The sequence below is a fragment of the Amycolatopsis sp. WAC 01375 genome (assembly GCF_003947325.1).
Lineage (GTDB): Bacteria > Actinomycetota > Actinomycetes > Mycobacteriales > Pseudonocardiaceae > Amycolatopsis.
Genome location: NZ_QHHW01000059.1, coordinates 1 through 15,244 on the forward strand (window position 1 = coordinate 1; position 15,244 = coordinate 15,244).

General features: G+C 68.2%; 17 protein-coding genes and 2 pseudogenes. 7 read left to right on the forward strand and 12 right to left on the reverse strand.

What is annotated here, in order from left to right:
* Positions 1–1,070 (forward strand): HNH endonuclease signature motif containing protein (locus tag DL991_RS39515; RefSeq protein WP_148106378.1); only part of this gene is annotated, 1,070 nt, incomplete at its 5' end.
* Here DL991_RS39515 and DL991_RS39520 read toward each other — a convergent pair.
* Entirely contained in the window at positions 1,000–1,374 is a 375-nt protein-coding gene (locus tag DL991_RS39520; protein ID WP_233599288.1) for a LuxR C-terminal-related transcriptional regulator, read from the reverse strand. The genes DL991_RS39515 and DL991_RS39520 overlap by 71 nt on opposite strands.
* On the opposite strand from DL991_RS39520, the gene DL991_RS43665 reads away from it, so the two are divergent.
* A complete protein-coding gene (locus tag DL991_RS43665) occupies positions 1,315–1,485 on the forward strand; it encodes a hypothetical protein (RefSeq protein ID WP_233599291.1) in 171 nt (56 codons plus the stop codon). The genes DL991_RS39520 and DL991_RS43665 overlap by 60 nt on opposite strands.
* Before the next feature lie 4 nt (positions 1,486–1,489).
* Here the strand turns inward: DL991_RS43665 and DL991_RS39525 are convergent, their stop codons facing one another.
* Positions 1,490–2,686, reverse strand: a complete 1,197-nt coding sequence (locus tag DL991_RS39525) for an LCP family protein (RefSeq protein ID WP_125789462.1) — start codon at positions 2,684–2,686, stop codon at positions 1,490–1,492.
* Positions 2,687–2,861: 175 nt separating this feature from the next.
* Positions 2,862–3,605, reverse strand: a complete 744-nt coding sequence (locus DL991_RS39530; RefSeq protein WP_125789463.1) for an SDR family NAD(P)-dependent oxidoreductase — start codon at positions 3,603–3,605, stop codon at positions 2,862–2,864.
* A gap of 100 nt (positions 3,606–3,705) precedes the next feature.
* Between DL991_RS39530 and DL991_RS39535 the strand changes: the two genes are divergently transcribed.
* Positions 3,706–4,332 (forward strand): TetR/AcrR family transcriptional regulator, encoded by a 627-nt coding sequence (locus DL991_RS39535; protein ID WP_125789464.1) that lies wholly within the window; start codon positions 3,706–3,708, stop codon positions 4,330–4,332.
* Between the two features lie 88 nt (positions 4,333–4,420).
* The gene (locus DL991_RS39540) at positions 4,421–5,932 is read left to right on the forward strand and encodes an MDR family MFS transporter (protein ID WP_125789590.1); all 1,512 of its coding nucleotides are present in this window, start codon (positions 4,421–4,423) and stop codon (positions 5,930–5,932) included.
* A 93-nt stretch (positions 5,933–6,025) separates the two neighbouring features.
* Here DL991_RS39540 and DL991_RS39545 read toward each other — a convergent pair whose 3' ends face one another.
* Positions 6,026–6,277, reverse strand: a complete 252-nt coding sequence (locus tag DL991_RS39545) for a WhiB family transcriptional regulator (protein WP_125789465.1) — start codon at positions 6,275–6,277, stop codon at positions 6,026–6,028.
* A 481-nt stretch (positions 6,278–6,758) separates the two neighbouring features.
* On the opposite strand from DL991_RS39545, the pseudogene DL991_RS44140 reads away from it, so the two are divergent.
* Positions 6,759–6,887 (forward strand): annotated as a pseudogene (locus DL991_RS44140) (sigma factor-like helix-turn-helix DNA-binding protein); the annotation flags it as partial.
* Between the two features lie 129 nt (positions 6,888–7,016).
* Positions 7,017–7,637 (forward strand): sigma-70 family RNA polymerase sigma factor, encoded by a 621-nt coding sequence (locus tag DL991_RS44145; RefSeq protein ID WP_370309373.1) that lies wholly within the window; start codon positions 7,017–7,019, stop codon positions 7,635–7,637.
* A gap of 45 nt (positions 7,638–7,682) precedes the next feature.
* Here DL991_RS44145 and DL991_RS39555 read toward each other — a convergent pair whose 3' ends face one another.
* Positions 7,683–8,264, reverse strand: coding sequence for a hypothetical protein (locus DL991_RS39555; protein WP_125789466.1), 582 nt, complete (start codon positions 8,262–8,264; stop codon positions 7,683–7,685).
* A 221-nt stretch (positions 8,265–8,485) separates the two neighbouring features.
* On the opposite strand from DL991_RS39555, the gene DL991_RS39560 reads away from it, so the two are divergent.
* Positions 8,486–8,764, forward strand: coding sequence for a DUF3892 domain-containing protein (locus tag DL991_RS39560; RefSeq protein ID WP_125789467.1), 279 nt, complete (start codon positions 8,486–8,488; stop codon positions 8,762–8,764).
* Between the two features lie 959 nt (positions 8,765–9,723).
* On the opposite strand, the pseudogene DL991_RS39565 reads toward DL991_RS39560, so the two are convergent.
* The 7 genes and pseudogenes from DL991_RS39565 to DL991_RS39595 all read right to left on the reverse strand — a co-directional run.
* Positions 9,724–9,807, reverse strand: a pseudogene (locus tag DL991_RS39565) (cold shock domain-containing protein); the annotation flags it as partial.
* Positions 9,808–9,931: 124 nt separating this feature from the next.
* On the reverse strand, positions 9,932–11,038 hold the full coding sequence (locus tag DL991_RS39570) for a cytochrome P450 (protein ID WP_125789592.1): 1,107 nt from the start codon (positions 11,036–11,038) through the stop codon (positions 9,932–9,934).
* A complete protein-coding gene (locus tag DL991_RS39575) occupies positions 11,020–12,399 on the reverse strand; it encodes a cytochrome P450 (protein ID WP_125789468.1) in 1,380 nt (459 codons plus the stop codon). The genes DL991_RS39570 and DL991_RS39575 overlap by 19 nt, the downstream gene beginning before the upstream one ends.
* On the reverse strand, positions 12,396–12,992 hold the full coding sequence (locus DL991_RS39580) for an ATP/GTP-binding protein (protein WP_125789469.1): 597 nt from the start codon (positions 12,990–12,992) through the stop codon (positions 12,396–12,398). Before DL991_RS39580 ends, DL991_RS39575 begins: the two co-directional genes overlap by 4 nt.
* Positions 12,970–13,323 (reverse strand): DUF742 domain-containing protein, encoded by a 354-nt coding sequence (locus DL991_RS39585; RefSeq protein WP_125789470.1) that lies wholly within the window; start codon positions 13,321–13,323, stop codon positions 12,970–12,972. Before DL991_RS39585 ends, DL991_RS39580 begins: the two co-directional genes overlap by 23 nt.
* Positions 13,320–13,748, reverse strand: coding sequence for a roadblock/LC7 domain-containing protein (locus DL991_RS39590; RefSeq protein WP_005153253.1), 429 nt, complete (start codon positions 13,746–13,748; stop codon positions 13,320–13,322). Before DL991_RS39590 ends, DL991_RS39585 begins: the two co-directional genes overlap by 4 nt.
* Complete coding sequence (locus tag DL991_RS39595; RefSeq protein WP_125789471.1) at positions 13,745–15,091, reverse strand: ATP-binding protein; 1,347 nt, start codon at positions 15,089–15,091, stop codon at positions 13,745–13,747. The genes DL991_RS39590 and DL991_RS39595 overlap by 4 nt, the downstream gene beginning before the upstream one ends.
* Positions 15,092–15,244: the final 153 nt, after the last annotated feature.

Here is a 15,244-nt window from a genome sequence, read left to right on the forward strand (position 1 = left end):
TCGCTGATGTGGCGGGGTTGTCGGTGGGTGAGGCGCGTGCGGTGGTGAATCGCGCGATCGCGTTGAACCCGACCCGCGCTTTGGACGGGACCGAAGTTCCTGCTGTCGCGCCCGCTACCGCCGCGGTCGCCGCCGAGGGGCTGGTCGGGGGCGAGCGGATCGATCAGATCCTGGAGATCTTGAAAAAGCTCCCGGCCGACACCTCGATCGAGGATCGGGCTAGTGCGGAGAAGATCCTCGCCACCCTCGCCCGCGACGCCGGACCCCGCCAACTGATGGACGCCGAAGCGAACCTCCTGGCGTGGCTGGATCCCGACGGCAACGAGCCGAAGGATCCCGAACCCGCTCCGCCGCGCCGGGAAATCACCCTGGAGCGCCGCAAGGACGGTTACTGGAAGCTGACCGGTCTCCTCGATGACGAGACGGGTGCCCGCACCGCTGCGGCTTTGGAGGCGTATGCGCAACCACGGCCGGTCGACGAGTTCGGCCAAGCCGATCTGCGGATGAAATGCGAACGCATGGGTGATGCGTGGGTCGACATCCTGGACTTGGCGATCGCCTGCCCCGACCAGCCCGGGACCAGCGGCTATCGCACTCTGCTGCATGTCACGATCGGACTCGACGAGTTGAAGTCCGGTCTCGGGACCGCCTGCTTGGACTTCGTCGGGGCGATGACCGCTCGCGAGGCACGCCTCGCGGCCTGCGACTGCCTGATGCTGCCGGTTGTCATGAGTGCGGCCGGGGAACCCCTCGATGTGGGACGGCTGCGACGGTTCGTCACCCCCGGCCAGCGGCGTGCGTTGAACATCCGGGATGGCGGTTGTGCGTTCCCCGGGTGTCATCGGCGGCCCAAGAACTGCCATGCCCACCATATTCATCACTGGGCAGACGGAGGCCCGACGGATCTCCGGAATCTTGTGCTGCTGTGCGGATTCCATCACCGGCTGATCCACCACGGCGACTGGCAAGCCCGGATGGCGGGCGACGGGATACCGGAGTTCATCCCACCCCAATACCTGGACCCGTTACGAAGATCCCGGCGCAACACCCTCCACCACGCCCACGTCTGACCCGAGGAGCCCGCCAGCCACACCGGCGACGGGCCCCTCGCCATGCCCGCAGCTCGGACAAGCTCTCGACGGCGACCTGTCGTCGCGCCCAGGCGGTCCCTGACGGCAGGGGCGGTCCACCTAAATCACGAAGCCCATCGAACCGACTTACCGGACACGGGCTAGTCGAGCTGGGCTGCCCGGTGGGCGAGTACAGCGACCTGAACGCATTGGTACACCCGAGTTTGGCGAGGACACGGCCGACGTGGGTCTTCACCGTGGCTTCGCCGAGGTGGAACTCGGCGGCGATGTCCAGGTCGGACAGGCCACGGGCGACCGCGACGACGTGCTGCCGCACCATGAACGAGACCGCACCGATGCGATCTACCCCTACGTCTCGCGGGCCCGAGGCGACAAGATCGTGCTCGACGTCTGACCGCTCAGTTCACACAGCCGGCCATCTCGGGCGGCGCGGAAGACTTCGACGAAGACGGAGCGGCGACCGAAGACGTGGCCGCCACCGGCTTGATCCCGATCCCGCCGGTCGGCTCCCCCACCGCGGCGGCGCTCGTCGACGTCAGCGCGGTTTTCACGAACGCCTTCACCTCGGCCGGGTCGACCTTGACCGCGTCGCCGTCGGACGGCGTCGGCAGGGAAAGGCTCTGGACCGGGATGGTCTGGAACTTCAGCGCCCCCGAGCTCATCCCCCGCAGCTGTTGCGCGAAGCCGACCACATCCCAGCCGCGGTCGAGCACGACCGAACCCTGGATCGCGCCGACCAGTGCGCTCAGCCTGGTGGGATCGGTGAACGTCCCGGCGTCGAGGACGGTCTTGGCCATACTCGAAAGGAACGCCTGCTGCCGCGCGATACGGTCCAGGTCGCTGGGCAGCCCGTGCCGCTGCCGGACGAAAGCGAGCGCCTGCGGTCCGGAAAGCAACTGTTTGCCCGCCGGGAACGAAGCCCCGGAGAATTTGTCCTGCACCGGTGCGTTGAGACAGACCTCGACACCGCCGACGGCTTCGCTCAGCGCGGAGAAACCGGCCAGGTTGACCGCCGCGTAGTGGTTGATCGAAAGCCCGGTGAACTGCTCGATCGTCTGGATCGTGAGTTTGGCGCCCGCTTCGTTGGCCTTGACCTCGAGCTGCGGACCGCTCAAACCCTGAGCGCGCAGTGTGTTCATCGCGGCGTTCTTGCCGCGGCTGTACGCCGAGTTGATCTTGTGCTTGCCGAATCCGCCCTCGATGTCCACATAGGAATCGCGCGGGATGGAGATGGCTGTCGCGCCCGCTCCGCCCGCCGGGATGTGGACCACGATCATCGTGTCGGTGGTGTCGCCGCCGTCGTCGTCGCTTCCGGCGTGCAACGCGTCGAGGACGTTCTGCGGCAACGGATTCCCGTTGGAGTCGGTCCGCGAGTCGATTCCGACGAGCAGGATGTTCTGCGCCACCTTCAGCGGCTCGCCCGCCGGGCCGTCGGGCACCTGCGCGGAGGGCGCGATCACGTCGGCCGTGACGATCGCGTCGTCCAAACGGCTCAACTGCGTCCACGCGAAACCCGTGACCCCCAGAACGGCCGTCGACACCAGGCCCAGTGCGACACGGCCGCCGATCCGCCGTCCTCGCGACGTGAGCAGCACGACCTTCTCCCCGCTTCCGTGAATGATCCCCCGCGATCGAGGATCACCGCGTTAGCTGGGAATTACCTGAGAAACGTGTCATAAGCAGGTCTTAAAGCCCGTTCGGACCAGCCGAAGTGATCAAGCAGACAACCGGTCGCGACACCGAGTGCCGGACCGACCGCGCAGCGCTTCCCTAGCGGGGCATCCGGCGCCAGATCGCGCGCGGCACCACGCGCATCACCGCGAACACCAGCCTCAGCAGTCCCGGCACCCACACCGTATCCCGGCGCTTCCGGAGCGCGGCGACCGTCGCGTCGGCGACCTGATCGGGGGTGCTCGAGAACGGCGCGGGAGACATGCCCTCGGTCATCCGGCCGATGACGAACCCGGGCCGCACGAGGAGAAGGTGCACGCCGGTGCCGTGCAGGGCGTCGGCCAGCCCGCTCGCGAAACCGTCGAGGCCCGCTTTCGCCGATCCGTAGACGTAGTTCGCCCGCCGGACCCGCACCCCGGCGACCGACGAGAACACCACGAGGCTTCCGTTTCCTTGCTCACGAAGCACATTGGCCACATGAGTCAGCACACTCACGTGAGCCACATAGTCGGTGTGCACGATCGCGACGGCGTGGCCGGCGTCGGCTTCGGCGAGCGCCTGGTCGCCGAGGATCCCGAAGGCGGTGACGACGACATCGAGCGGTCCGTGCTCGGCGACGACCTTCTTGACGAACGGGCCGTGGCCGTCGAGGTCGTCGGCGTCGAACTCGGCGACGTCGACGGTCTCCGCTCCCGCGGCCAGCAGCCGCTCGGACTCCGCACCGAGGTCCCCGCTCCGGCGCGCGGCCAGCACGATCCGGCGCGCCCCGCCCTTGGCGAGCCGCTCCGCGACCGCGAGGCCGATCTCGCTGCGTCCGCCCAGTACCAGCACCGTTCCGCTCACGCGCCGTAGTCTGCCAGGCTGCCCGTCGCCTCCCGGCAGTGGCACGGTTCACGGACTGCAATTTTGCAGTCTCTGCATCTTTAGGCGTATCGTGGTGCCCATGCCCGAACCCGTCAAAGGTCTCCGCGAGCGCAAGCGGCTGGAAACCCACCGCGCGCTGGCGACCACCGCCGTCCGGCTCGTCGCCGAACGTGGTCTGGACCAGGTGACGGTGGAGGACATCAGCGCGGCGGCGGGGGTCTCGCCGCGTACGTTCTTCAACTACTTCGCGTCCAAAGAGGACGCTGTGGTGATCGCCTACGCCGACCACGTCGAACGGTCACAACGCACCATCGAGCGATTCCTCGCCGCACCGAAGGAAGTCCGCACTCCACGCGCCTTCATCGACGCGATCAAAGAGGACTTCACCCTCGTGGAGGAGGACCGCGAAGAATGGCTCGGCCGGATGCGGGCGATCCACGAGAATCCCACGCTGCATTCCCGCGTGGTGGCGATGAACCACCAGACGATCGCGCCGACGATCGAAGCGATCGCGCGCCGCACCGGCACCGATCCCGAGGCCGACCTCTATCCGACACTGCTGCTGACCACGCTCGGCGCCGCGGTCAACGCGACACTGATGCTTTGGTACCAGCGCGACGGGAAGGTCTCCGCGCTCGATCTGCTGGACGAAGCCGTCGAAACACTTCTCGCCGGGCTCCCGGAGCCCGGCGGCCGCGCGCGCTGACGCGCCCGGCACCACAGGAACACGAAGGGGGACCACCATGTCCGTATCCATGACCGAACCGCGAGAACCGGACGCGCCGCCGGGCTCGATGGGCCGAAAACAGGTCCTCGAAGCCATGTCGGGGCTGATGATGGGCATGTTCGTCGCCATCCTCGCCTCGACGGTGGTCGCGAACGCGTTGCCGCGAATCGTTTCCGAGCTCGGCGGCTCGCAGTCCTCCTACACCTGGGTGGTCACCACCGAGCTGCTCGCGATGACCGCGACGGTTCCGCTCTGGGGCAAACTTTCCGACCTGTACAACAAGAAACTGCTGATCCAGCTCTCACTCGGGCTGTTCGTGGTCGGTTCGCTCGTCGCCGGTTTCGCGGGCAACATCGAGCTCCTGATCGGCAGCCGGGTCGCGCAGGGCATCGGCGCGGGCGGGCTCACCGCGCTCGCGCAGGTGATCATGGCGGCCATCGTTTCGCCGCGTGAACTCGGGAAGTACTCGGGGATCTTCGGTGCCGTGTTCGCCGTCGGGACCATCGCGGGCCCGCTGATCGGCGGCCTCATGGTGGACACGTCGTGGCTCGGCTGGCGCTGGTGCTTCTTCCTCGGGGTCCCGTTCGCGATCGCCGCGATCCTGCTCCTGCAGCGCACCTTGAACCTGCCGACGATCAAACGCGACGTGAAGGTCGACTACCTCGGCGCGTTCCTGATCATGGCCGGTGTCTCGACGTTGCTGGTGTGGTCCTCGCTGGCCGGGCACCAGTTCGCGTGGGGCTCGTGGTGGACGGTCGGCCTGGTGACCGCCGGTGTGGTCATCCTCGCCCTCGCCGTCTACGTCGAGTCGAAGGTGGCGGAGCCGATCTTGCCGCTGAGCCTGTTCCGCAACCACACGGTCACCCTGACCACCCTCGCGAGCTTCCTCGTCGGTGTCGCGATGTTCGGCGGGACGGTCTTCCTGTCGCAGTACTTCCAGCTGTCGCTCGGCAAGTCGCCGACGGTGGCCGGACTGCTGAGCCTGCCGATGATCTTCGGCCTCCTCGTCTCCTCGACGGTCTCGGGCCAGCTGATCAGCCGGACGGGCAAGTGGAAGAGCCACCTGCTGCTCGGCTCGGTGCTGATGACCGCGGGCCTTGCCCTGCTGGGGACGCTCGACGCCCACACGAACCTCGTCGTGCTCAGCGCGTTCATGGTGGTACTCGGGGTCGGCGTCGGCATGCTGATGCAGAACCTGGTCCTGGTGGCGCAGAACGACGTCGACGCGCACGACCTCGGCACGGCGACCTCCACGCTGTCGTTCTTCCGCAGCCTCGGCGGCTCCATCGGGGTGAGCGCGCTGGGCGCGGTGCTCGCGAACCGGGTCGTCGCGCTGATGAGCGAGAAGCTCGGACCGCTGCCCGGTGGCGGCGAGGGTGGCGCGGTGCCGAACATCGCCACACTGCCCGAGCCGGTCGCGAACGTCGTCCGCGAGGCCTACGGGGACGCGACCAGCGAGTTGTTCCTGATCAGCGCGCCGATCGCGCTGCTGGTCGTCGTCGCTGTCGCTTTCCTCAAGCACAAGCCGCTCAAGACCCAGTCGGGTAACGAGCGCTTGGCCGAGGAGACCGCCGCCTGACCACCACGAGAGAGGGGCCCGGTTCGCCGAACCGGGCCCCTTTTTTCGCGCGCGAAAACCACGGTGGAAATTCGGTAACGCGATCAAGTGGTTTCAAGCGGCACTGCCGACGCGAATCAGGCGGCGCCGTTCGCTGCCGGTCAGCCCGCCGAAAACGCCGTGGGTCAACCCGTTGTCGACGGCGTAGGCCAGACAGGCGGAAGCGACCGGGCATCGCGCGCAAACGGCCTTCGCCCTTGCCGCCTGCCGTGCGCCGGGGCCGGTTTCGGTGACCGGGAAGAACAGTTCGGGATCCTCACCGCGGCAAGCGGCCTCACCGAGGTCGCCCACCATTCTCGTTTCCATTTTCCTATCACCTCCTCTTTTCCCAATTTTCCCTTCCCCGTCAAACGACTTCTCCCTCGATGCCGGGTATCCGGCCGGGTACACCGCGCAAACCTCACCTTGACCGAATCGTTACACTCAGCGGCCCGCTCACTGCACCTGTCCTGTGAGGGCATTCGCGTCAGGCGGCTGAGAGCGGTGAGTGCGGGTGATGGGCCACGACGGGTTCGACGAGTTCTTCCACGCCGAATTTCCGCTGCTCACCGGCTTTCTCTGCAAAACGGGCCACGCACTCGACCCGGCCCGGGACGCGGCGGCCGAAGCGATGCTCAACGCCTACGAGGACTGGCAGAGCATCACCCAGCCTGAATCGTGGGTCCGCCGCGTCGGGCAGCGGCGTGCGAAGGAGCGGACCGCGGTCCGGGCCGACTGGGCTTTCGCCGACGCCGGCCGGGAGGACAAGCTCACCGTTCTCGCCGATGAGGCGTCGTCCATCCTGACCATGCTGGGGCGGCTGCCGAAACGCCAGCAGCTCGGCATGGCCTGGTCACTGGACGGCTACACGTCGCGGGAGATCGCCGGGGTGCTCGGAATCGCGGAGGAGGCCGTCAGCGCGACACTGCGTCACGCGCGCGGCCGGCTGGCGGAACACGACCCCGAGTTCGTCGACCACCTGGACAGCGCGAACGCCGCCTTCATCGACGCGCTGCGGATGGGGCTCGACGCCGACGACACCCTGTCCCGGATCAAGAACCGCGCGATGATCAGGGAACTCGCACTGGCGGAGCCGGGTAAGGCGGAACCGGAACAGGTGACGGCGTCACGCTGGTACACCCTGGACGAACCCGTCGCCGCCGCCGGACGAGGTGACCGGCGGGCGCTGAACCACCTGCTGGCCACCATCCGCCCGCTCGTGATCCGGTACTGCCGGGCGCGGATCGGCAGACAGGAACGGACGTACGCCTCCGCGGACGACGTCGCGCAGGAGGTCTGCGTGGCGATCCTCCGCGCGCTGCCCACCTACCGCGAACGCGGACGGCCGTTCCTCGCCTTCGTCTACGGCATCGCCCAGCACAAGGTCGCCGACGCCCGCCGCGCCGCCGCCCGCAACCGCACCGAACCCGTCGCCGAAGTCCCCGACGGCGTCTCCGATTCCGCCGGCCCGGAACAACACGCGCTGCACAACGAATTGAGCGACCGGATGGGCGAACTGCTCCGGATCCTGCCGGACAAGCAGCGGGAGATCGTCGTGTTGCGGATCGTCGTCGGCCTGTCCGCGGAGGAGACCGCCGGCGTGGTCGGCTCGACCGCCGGTGCCGTGCGGGTGGCGCAGCACCGGGCTTTGACGCGGCTGCGCAAGATCCTCACGGAAGACTGGTGAGAGCCGCGGATAGAGCCAACCGTGACCTGGCGGCCGACACACAGCTCACGGGCGGCAGCGTTCCGCGGTCGCCGCGGCCGTCTTCAGTTCGGGTGCCCCGAGGATGGCCGCGACCGGATCGAGCGCGCCGTGCGTGTCCTTCTGGGCGGAGATGAGTCCTTCGACCGCACGGGCTTGCGCCGCCGTGTCGTTCCTCCCCGCCGCGTCCAGATCGGCCTTCGCTTTCACGATCTTGTCGCGTGCCGAGGTGTACTTACCCAGAAAGTCCTTCTTCGCCGTCTCTCCGGCCGGGACCGGCGCGGCGGGCAGTGCGCCGAGACCGTCGACGGTCTTGTTCAGAACGGTCGCGTAGTGCCCGAGCTGGTCGCTCGTGCTCTTCTTGATGGCCTCGACGGTTTCGCCGGTCGCCGAGGTCATCTTGTTGTTGCCTTCGATGAAATCCTTGACCGCGCCGCAGAATCCGTTCATCCAGGCCACCGCCACGACCGATTCCGTGAGGGACGGCGAAGGCGACGCCTGTGCCGCCGCCGGTGCCGGGTCCGGAGCGCAACCGGCCAGTACCGTCGCGGCCAGCGCGATTCCCGCCGCGCCCAGGATCCCGGCCGTCGTCTTGTGGGCTGCGCACATGTTCGTTTCCCCTCTCTCCGGCAGGTTTTCCGGCCGGCGCGAGGACTTTGACATGGCGGAACACGCGGAGTCTGCGTCATCTGACTCAGAACGGAAGCTCCGCGCTCGAGCTCGTAACGTTCGAGGCACGGCGACCGGATGGCGTAACGAGGTGCGGACAGGAGGCGAGTACCGCATTACCCCTGTTCGCTTCGAGGGCAACCAGCCGAAGAGGTAGCACCATGGCCATCAAGATCATCGCAGCGCGGCTCGAAGGTGGGAAGTTCCACGAAAGCATCACGAAACTGCGTTGGATCAATCCCGGCAGCGGCGAAACCGGCGAGAGTTTCGTTTCGGCGATCGTGGCGTGGATCGAGGACGACGACGGCAAGGCCTACGTGGACGAGGGAATCCACCGGGTCGCCGTGGAGATCCTCAAGCCGACCTTCGGCCCGAAATTCCTGCGCACGCGAGCGGACGGGATCTGGAAGAACAACCTGCTGGAACTGCCCCGTTTCTGAAGCGGGAGCGTCCACAAAGGACCGCATTGTGCCGGGAGTGGGCCGGGTCGGGGCTCGAACCGACGGCCAAGGGATTATGAGACCGCAGCTCCGGCATGTCAGCCAGTGTCGTCGGATGCTAAATTCTGCCGTTTTTCGCAGGTCAACGCCAGTTTGAGCCCGGGCCAGATGCCGCTGCGTGTCGGCCTGTATCGGGCTCTACGTGGGCGACGGAGCCCAATCGGAGACAGCGTAGGGCACGAAAATCCGCACCTTGGCCGGCTTTCAGGGCGGCAGTGACCTGCCCGGTTACCGCTGGGCGATCACTCCGAAGAATACGACGGCAAGGCCCTTCCGGGGCACGCTCCGCGCCGCTCACCCGACGCCGACTGTTGTCGGCGGAACACTCGTCTCAGCGAGTGCCCCGGCAAGGCTTGTGACAGAGCGACTCTCCATGTCACACTGCTGCTGGGTCCGGACCTATTGTTCGGACACTGGGCACAACTTGACACGGGGGCTTCGATGAAATTTCGGACCACGAAGATCATGCTCGCCGCGACACTGACGAGTGTCGGACTGTCCATTGCCGTAGCGTCGCCGGCGTCTGCGGCCACTCCCCGCTATTGCACTGCATCGCAGTACGGAAACGGGGCGACAGCCTACTGTTATGCGTCTGCCGCGGGCACGCAGTTCCGGGCAGTGGCCCGCTGCAAGTACCAGACTCCTACCGGCAGCTACGACTATTCGAACTTTTACAGCGCCTGGAAAAGGCAGGGAGATCCCGGCAACGCCACCGTCGCGTGCGGCCTGGGGTGGAGCTTCCTCGAGCCCGGCGCCGAAGTACGCTGATACTCGATCACTGATGCCGCGACCATGCGATGAGCATTGAGCGGGCCGATCCGCGCTCGTCGTTGTTTCGGCGTTGCCGGGCAAGGGAATGTCGGCTGGAAGCGTCCCGCGAGACCCCGATCCGGCGAGGGCCCTTCATCCAGGGACTTGAAACCGTTGCCCTGAATCTCCGAGTAGTGCACGAACACGTCCGGCCCACCACCGTCCTGCTCCATCGTGCGTCAGAGCGCTGACCATGCCCTGATCTCGAGAGGCTCGCACAACAACTGACGGTCACGTGGAATGGCTCGGTGAGTGTGGTTTCACCGCGGATCCGCGGTGAAACCACACTCACCGCGTTCACTTGAGGCGTACCGGAAGACTCGTGTGCCCGTTCGAAATGAACGACGGCATCTTCTCCAGTTCGGAAGCCTCCGCCGCCAGGGCCAGATCGGGGAACCGTTCGAACAGCGCCGGTAGTGCGAGTTCCGCCTCCAGTCGCGCCAAGGGCGCACCGAGGCAGTAGTGCACCCCGTGCCCGAACGATAAGTGCTGACTCTTCGACTCCCGCGAAAGCCGGAACTCGTCCGCGTCGGAACCGTGCGCCTCGGGCGAGCGGCCCGCTGCCGCGTACGAAGCCAGGATCGCCTCGCCCGCCTTGATGTGCACCCCGTCGATCTCGATGTCCTCCACCGCGTACCGCAGCGGAAGGTTCGCGATCGGCGCCTGCCACCGCATGGTCTCGTCGATCACCTCGGCCCAGGTGTGCTCCCCGGAGCGCACCTTCGCCAGCTCCTCCGGATGCGTCAGCAGCGCCAGGATCGCGTGGTGCAGCAGGTTCACCGTGGTCTCGTGCCCGGCCGAGATCATCAGGATCAGCGTGTCGATCAGCTCGGCCTCCTCCAGTACCGAACCGTCCTCGTCCCGCGCGGCGATCAGGCCGCTGGCGAGGTCATCACCGGGGTTCACCCGCCCGTTCGCCACCAGCTGACCGAGAATCCCGTACATCAGCACGCCGTTCGCCTGCGCCTCCTCGGCGCTGAGTGAGGTGTTGAACACCCCGTCCACCGCGCGCCGCAGCTCCGGCCGGTGCTCCTCGGGCACGCCGAACAGCTGGCAGATCACCTCGATCGGCAGCGGGTAGGCGAAGTTCTCCCTGAGGTCCACCGAATCCGGCCCGGCGGCGAGCCGGTCCAGCAGGCCGGTGGTCAGCTCCTCGACCCACGGCCGCAGTGCTTCCACCCGGCGCGGGGTGAACGCCTTCGACACCAGCGAACGGAGCCGCCGGTGGTCGCCGCCGTAGGCGGTGAACATGTTCTGCACCGAGACCCAGATCCGCAGCGGCCAGTCCTCAGGGATCTCACCGTCGCGGTAGGCCGCCCAGTGCAGGTTCGGGTTCTTCGACACCCGCGGGTCGGACAGCAGTTTCCGCAGCAGCTCCGGCTGGGTTACTGACCACGCCACCACTTCGCCAGGGAGTTCCACCAGCGTCGCGGCTCCCCGGGCGCGGAGTTCGGCGCCTTCGGTGTGGATGTCACGGCCGTTGGGATCGAGGACGAACGGGCGGGCTGGTGCCATGGGTGCTCTCCTGTCGGGTCGGGAACGGGACTGACCGGTGCGACGACGGGGGTGAACAGGACCGGGAGACCGGCCAGCGCGCGGTGGAACGGGCCCGGCCGCCAGCGCAATTCGGCGTCCGGCACAGCCAGGCGCAGATCCGGCAGCGCGTCGAGCAGGGTCTCGATGGCGGTGGTGGCGATCAGCCGCGCCGGCCCCTGCGCCGGGCAGGAGTGCACCCCGGCGCTCCAGGCGATGTGCGCCCGGTTACCGGCCCGCTGGGCCTCGCCCAGCTCGGGATCGGTGTTGGCGGCGGCGAAACTGATCACCACGGGCTCGTCGGCAGGCAGACGCGCGCCCATCAGGTCGGCCGCCGGATAGGGGTAACCAGCGGAGTAGTTGGCCATGGGCGGGTCGCTCCAGAGGATCTCCTCCAGCGCGTCCTCCACGTGCAGGCTGCCGCCGGCCAGGTCCCCGGCGAAGCGCTGATCCACCAGCAGCAGCCGCAGCCCGTTGGCGATCAGATTCTGCTGCGGTTCGGTGCCCGCGCCCATCAGCAGCACCAGCTGGTGCAGCATCTCCTCGTCGGTCAGCCCTGAGGCGTGCGCCATCATCCATGAGGGCACGTCCTGGCTCGGCTGCCGCCGCTTGAGCGCCAGCAGGTCCAGCATGGCCGCGGTCAGCTCGGCGTTGGCGCGCTCCGGATCCACCATGTCGAAGATCCCGCGCATCCCCGCGGTGAGCCGCTCGCCCAGTTCCGGCGGGCAGCCGAAGAGGTGGTTGAACACCTGCAGGGAAAGGATTCCAGCGTACTCGGTGAGCAGGTCCGCCCGGCCGTTCCGGGAGAACTTCGCGATCAGCTCCCGCGCGGCCTTCTCCACGTAGTCCAGAAGGGCGTGCGGGTTCACCCGCGAGATGCTGTCGGTGACCGCGCTGCGGTAGCGCGCGTGCACCGCGCCGTCGGTGAACAGGCAGTTCGGCCGGTAGCCCATCATCGGCATCACCGGGTTGTCCGGCGGCTGATTCGCCTGCCAGCGGCGCGGGTCCCGCGGATAGGTCTGCGGGGAGCGCAGCACGTCCAGCGCCGCCTCGTAGCTCAGCACCAGGCTCGCGTTCACCCCCGGCGCCAGCTCGACCGGCGCGACGTGGCCGTGTTCCTTGCGCATCCGCGCGTAGACCCCCGCCGGGTTCGCGGCGAATTCCTCGTCGTAGAGCGGGGTGCGCGTGGCGTGAGCGGGACAACCGGGGGGCGGGATGGCGGGAACGGTCACGAATGCTCCTGGCGGACGGGAGTGAACAGGTAGTCGACCAGGCTGATCAGCGCCGAGGCAGCGGACGCGCGATCGCGGGCGTCACAGGTGACCAACCGGGTCTGGGGTAGCAGATCGAGCGCCTCGCGCAGCTCGGCATCGGGAAAACGCGGCGCGCCGTCGAACTGGTTGACCGCCACCGCGTAGGGCAGGTCCAGTTCCTCCAGCAGGCCCATCACGTCGAAGGAGTCCTGCAGGCGGGTGGGATCGACCAGCACCAGCGCCCCGAGCGCGCCGTGGGCCAGGTCCTTCCACATCTGTGTGAACCGCTGCTGGCCCGGGGCGCCGAAGAGGTAGAGCACCACCTCGTCGCTCAGTGTCAGGCGTCCGAAGTCCATGGCCACCGTGGTGGTGTCCTTGCCGCGCACGCCGGACAGGTCGTCGACCAGTGCGCCCGCCTGGGTCATCCGCTCCTCGGTGCGCAGCGGGCGGATCTCCGAGAGTGTGCCGACAAAGGTGGTCTTCCCTACCGCGAACGGGCCGACGATGAGGATCTTCACCGAGGTCCGGACCGTGGCGGGAACGTATCGGTCAGGTGAGAGCACGGAGGCCATCGAGTACCTTCTGCAGGAGTTGCTGGTCGGGGACTTCGGTCTCGCGCACCGCGGCCCGTGATTCGATGTGCCCGCTGTCGAGCAGGTCCGACAACAGCACCTTGGTGACGCTGGTGGGCAGATTGAGATGCGCCGCCACCTCCGCGACGGCCAGCGCGCCACCCCGGCACAGCTCCATCACCCGCCGTTTTTCCGGGGTCAGCCCGGTCACCGGCGCCCAGGTGGCCAGCACCACGGTGGCCACGTCCAAGGTGTTGCGGGTCGGATGGGCCCGGCCCTCGGTGACCACGTGCGGCCGGACCAGCGCCCGTTCCCGCCGCTGCCCGCTCATGCCGGGTTGCCAGGTCCCTCGGCCGGAAAGCGCGGTGGCGCGGTGAGTTCCTGGCCGAGCCTTTGCACCAGCTCTTGCAATCGCGAGGAAACACCCTCGATGTCCACCCGGCCGGTGGTGGACACCGCGACGTAGGCGCCCTGTCCGGCGGAGGTCAGGAAGACGAACCCGCCGTCGAATTCGATCAGCGTCTGCCGCCACTGCTCCGGCGGCTGACGGCAGAACTCGCCGGTGGCGCGGGCGAGCGACTGGAGCCCGGAGACCGCGGCGGCGGTGCGCTCGGCGTCCTCCACGGTGATTCCCTGCGAATGGGCCATCAGCAGGCCGTCGGCCGAGAGCAGCACCGCGGAGATGGTCTCCGGCATCTGCAGGGCCTGATCGAGCATCCAGCCCAACCGGTTGTTGGTGGTGACGGAGCTGCTCACTGGAAATCCCTTTCGTCATCGGTGGAAGAAGCGCGGCCCTGGCGGGTGCCGCGCTGCCAGGCCGTGGCCGTGGCGACCGGGCTGTGGTTCACCGGGGACTCGGTCACTTCCGGCGCGGTGGTCGGCGGCACCGGAACCGACAGCGTGGTGGCGGTGGTGGTGGCCGACCCGGTCACCGGAGCGCGTCGGCGACGGCGAGGCAGGCCGTGCGCGGTGGTGCCCAGTTCCTCGGCCGGTTCGGCCGGCTGTGGTTCCGGCGCGGGAACGCGCTGCGGGGTCGGGCTGGGAGTGATCGCGGCCGGACTGGCAGGCGCGGCCAGCGGCGGGGCTTCCTGCGGTGCCGGCGCCGGGACGGCGGCGCGGGTGAGCAGCTCGCTCGGCAGGAACAGCACCGCGCGCACCCCGCCGAAGGGCGAGCGCATGTCCACAGATACGCGGAAGCCGTAGCGGCGGGAAAGCACGCCGATGACGGCAAAACCGATCCTCGGCGGCACACCGAGCGCGGCGATGTCCTGACCGCCGTGGCCTTCCAGTAACCAGCCCGCGCGCTGCACCGCTTCCACCGTCATGCCGACCCCGGCGTCGTCGATGACGATCGCCAGCCCGTTGTGTGCCTGCTGGAAGGTGACCTGCACGGGTGAGCCGGGCTGCGAGTGGCGGGCGCCGTTGTCCAGCAGCTCGGCCACCGCGAGCACCACCGGTTCCACGGCCTGGCTGACCACCGCGGTGTCCGAAGGCGCCGGGATCTGCACGCGCGCGTAGTCGCGGATGCGGCCGGTGGCCCCGCGCACCACGTCGGTCAGGGTCGCGGCGGAGCGCTGCAGGCCCGGCCACGAACCGCAGAGCACGGCGGTCGCCTGGGCGCGGCGGCCCAGCTGCGAGTTCGCGTGGTCCAGGCCGAGCAGACCGTCGAGCACGTCGGGATTGTCGTGGTGCTCCTCCATCGCCGAGATCAGCACCTGCTGCTCCCCCGCGAGGTTCTGCACCGTGCGCATCATCGCGCGCAGGGTGGCGGCGGCGGATTCGGCGGCGTTGCGGCGGGTCTGGCCGGTCAGCTCGCTGATCACCACGAGCAGTTCGCGGTGGGGGTCCTCGCCGTTGAAGGCACGCAAGGGGCCGGGCACGGTCACGGCCTGGTTGGCCTGCGACTCGACGATGGCAGGCAACCGCCTGTGCAGCAGGTGCCGGTCCTCCTCCTCCCGCGCGCGGAGTTCGGCCAGCAGCTGCTCACCACGACGGCCGGTGTTGGCGGTGACCCGGCGCTGGCGCACCAGCAACAGCGCGAAGGCCGCGGCGAGCAGCGAGACGCAGACCAGCGCTGCCGTCAGCAGGGGGTACTCCATGAAATCCTCACGATCGACAGGGCAAGGACGCCTGGGCCGAGCCGGGAGATCATGCGGCAGCTCCACGGCAGCGGGGATCGAAGGACGTCATCAGCAGCGAGTACCGTAGCGCAAACACGCCGTGAGCGGCAGCCGCTTCCCGCGAGAAAAGTG